The sequence below is a fragment of the Gelidibacter salicanalis genome (assembly GCF_016469035.1).
Lineage (GTDB): Bacteria > Bacteroidota > Bacteroidia > Flavobacteriales > Flavobacteriaceae > Gelidibacter > Gelidibacter salicanalis_A.
In genome coordinates, this window is record NZ_JAEHJZ010000122.1 from 1 (window position 1) to 1,362 (window position 1,362).

Here is a 1,362-nt window from a genome sequence, read left to right on the forward strand (position 1 = left end):
GATTCGTTCTTACGCCGTGTTTTTCGATGATATTTCAGGAGAAGGCACCAATCCGACGCAACAAGCGGAATTATTAAATTTCTTACACAACAAATTCGTAATTGTAAAAAAGGATGTCAAGCCATTGATCATGTGCCCTACGGAATATAATAAGGGCTGGGCCAATGTAGAAGGCGGCTATTTAGCAACCTTAGGCAAGGAATTAGATCCATCTATCCGAATTATGTGGACAGGTAATAGTGTGGTTTCTGATATTAATGAAGAGACTATGACCTGGATCAATAATCAAATTCAGCGTAAAGCTTTTATCTGGTGGAACTTCCCCGTTTCAGATTATGTAAGAAACCATCTGCTTATGGGGCCAACTTATGGCAACGGAAAAGATATTGCCAGTATGATTTCAGGTTTTGTTTCCAATCCGATGGAACATGCCGAAGCTTCTAAAATTGCCATTTACGGTGTTGGAGATTATACTTGGAATATGTCTGCATACGATTCAGAGAAAAATTGGTCGGATGCGATGAAAGTTGTGATGCCAGAAAGTTACAATGCCTTAGAAGTGTTTGCGCGTCATAACAGCGATTTAGGTCCGAATGGCCACCGTTACAGACGCGATGAATCGGTAAAATTTGCACCAACAACCGAAGCTTTTTTGAAACAATTGGAAGCTGGGCAAAAAATTNNTTCCAACTTTTAGGACAGTCCGCACTTACACTTTTAAACATGCACACCGCCTTACAGGCAAAACAAACTGGTGATTTTGAAAGAAGTTATCAAGCGTTAAATGCGATCAAAGCACAAATGTATGAGATAGACCGCAACGAAAACCAAAACCCTTACCAGCCAGGCGTTGTGACCGGAAGTTTGGTGGTGCAACCTTTTATTGATAAGAGTTTTGCATATTTGACCAATTCCTACAACAGCACATTTGATAAAGCACTTGAAGTAGAAGCAAATTACAATCCGCACAAATTATACACCAACGTGGCGCAACTTCAAAACCAACAAGTAACATTACGTGAAAGAACCTTAGCGTTAAATCCGCCATTGGAAGTGATTCGCTTGGAACCTAAGGGGTATTTCGGATTTGAATTACAAGAACCAATACGCGTAGAAAGAATTTCATACAAATTGACGCCTGCTTCCGTCTATGCTAATTTAAAATTGGAAGTGTCAACGGACGGTACTGACTGGAAACTGATTGACACAAAAGAAGATAAAGAAGCGGTACAAGCTTCGGCAAATCAAACGGTAAAATTTATTCGTATTACCAATACAGCTAAACACACTCTTGAAGGTAGAATTGAGAACCTTAAGATCATCGTAAAATAAACCACTTGAATTTGAAATCCAAAGTTTTAA

2 protein-coding genes are annotated in these 1,362 nt (G+C 39.3%); both read left to right on the forward strand.

Features of this window, described 5'->3' with window-relative positions; all coding sequences use genetic code 11:
• Positions 1-16 precede the first annotated feature (16 nt).
• On the forward strand, positions 17-697 hold the full coding sequence (locus JEM65_RS21145) for a beta-N-acetylglucosaminidase domain-containing protein (protein WP_439953521.1): 681 nt from the start codon (positions 17-19) through the stop codon (positions 695-697).
• Positions 661-1,332 (forward strand): hypothetical protein, encoded by a 672-nt coding sequence (locus JEM65_RS21150; protein WP_368856075.1) that lies wholly within the window; start codon positions 661-663, stop codon positions 1,330-1,332. Before JEM65_RS21145 ends, JEM65_RS21150 begins: the two co-directional genes overlap by 37 nt.
• Positions 1,333-1,362 lie beyond the last annotated feature (30 nt).